This window comes from Hymenobacter terrenus (genome assembly GCF_000972495.1).
Lineage (GTDB): Bacteria > Bacteroidota > Bacteroidia > Cytophagales > Hymenobacteraceae > Hymenobacter > Hymenobacter terrenus.
On record NZ_LATM01000098.1, the window covers coordinates 1 to 1968 of the forward strand.

The window sequence follows — 1968 nt, forward strand, 5'->3', positions numbered from 1 at the left end:
AGAAGGTGGTCCTCTCGCTCACGAGCCTGCCCCCCGGCATCTACATCCTGCACGCTCACACCAAGGACGGACGACGCTCCCAGCGCCTCACCGTCGAGTAAATACGGCTTGTAGTCGCCACGTATTTCAGTCATTCAAAAGTCCCGAAGAATAGGCTTCTTGCCAATGTTGGCAGGAAGCCTATTCTTCGGGACTTTTGAATGTCAATAGATTACCATCTATTGACGAGAATTCAATTACGTAATTGCTTAAGCAATTAAGTTATGTCTTTACCTTTACTCCGCCTATTTGTATTTCACCATGCCCATATTGATTTAGGCTGGTCATGAGGGAGTTTAAGATGTAACTATTTCATAAAATGAACACATTGCATACAAGCTCTCAAACGCGCATAGCCGGGGTGCTGCGTGCTAATGCTTAGTCATGAGCGTCTGATTGGAATGCTGTGTGAAATAGTAAAAGTCATTCCTGCATGCGGTGTAGTAGGCGATTTTCGGTTTTCCAAAGGCAGCAGGGCCCGGCATTCGGGCTATGATAAGCTGCCTCAATCGGCTCGGCTGGCCCCCAGCCACAGCACGAGCGGCGACCAGGGTGCTTTTGAGCAGTAGGCCGCCGTACTACTCGGTACGAAGCGGACAATCGGATAACCTTGATGCGTGACCCACAGAGGTTACTGAATTGATAGATTCTTTTTTCACTTTTTCCCAACTCACACCTATGAAGCAATCAATTTTACTGTCGTTGCTGACTCTGGGCAGCTTCTCCAGCGCCCAGGCCACGAACTACTACGTCTCGTCTGGGGCCAACTCTCTTGTGACAGGCGTCAATGCCACGGGTGGCGGCCGGGGCCTGAGCGCGAGCCTGCCCTTCGCTACCATTCAGTACGCGGCCGACCGGACCCTGCCCGGCGACACTGTCTTCGTGCGCCAAGGCACCTATGCCCCACCATTTTCATATAGTGCATCCGTAGTCGACATTACCCGCGGGGGCACTCCCTCACAATGGATAGTGTACCGCAACTACCGCACTGAGCGGCCGTTGGTTTCGTTCAGAACCTGGACTGGCATCCGGATTAACGCCGCAGTTGGGTACATTGAAATCAACGGTTTTCGCATCCAGGGTAATAATGCCAATGTGACGCTGGCTCATGCCACGAACCAGCCTGGCGGCTGCGCTGCCAACGGCGTGGGCACAGCCTTGCCCATCTACAACGGCAGTGGCATCTCGGCCGATGGCCGCCCCGGACAAAGCACGGGCCACCCCCACCACCTGCGCTTCGTCAACAACGAGGTGTTCGACTGCGGTACGGCTGGTATCAGCGCCATCCAATCCGACTACATCACTATTGAGAACAACTTGATTTACAACAACTGCTGGTATAGCATCTTCGGGAGCAGCGGTATTTCCTTCCTTGCTAGCTGGAACTTCAACAACGCCCCCGGCTACCACATGATTGTGCGCAATAACCGCCTCTTTGGTAACCGCCTCTTAGTGCCCTGGTATAATGCTTCCGCAACGACCGCCGATAAATGCCAGGGCATCAGCGATGGCAACGGCATCATCGTGGACACCAACCGCGAACTGACCTACATGGGCAGCACGCTCATCGCCAACAACCTCGTGGTGAACAACGGTGGAGCCGGCGTGCAGGTCTTCAAGTCCGATAATGTAGACATCATCAACAATACCTTCTACCAAAACTCGCGTAGCCCCGAGCGCAACGCCGACCGCGGTGAGGTGTTTACCAACCTATCGGATAACATTCTGGTGCAAAACAACATCATGGCCACCGACAACATCAGTAAAGTCAGTGGCACCAGCCGCACTCCCAACCTAACCTATAACCATAACCTCCTCTTCGGCGGCATCGGTACGCCCGTCCTCGGCACCAACTTTCTGCGGACCAACCCCCAGTTCGTGAATCCGACCCTGGACCCGTTCACGGCCGACTTCCGCGTGCAGGGCACC

At 54.2% G+C, this 1968-nt stretch carries 1 protein-coding gene; it reads left to right on the top strand.

Annotation, left to right across the window (positions count from 1 at the left end):
• Positions 1-717: 717 nt before the first annotated feature.
• Positions 718-1968: right-handed parallel beta-helix repeat-containing protein (locus WX88_RS26610; protein ID WP_052733151.1), on the top strand; the 1251-nt coding region annotated here is incomplete at its 3' end.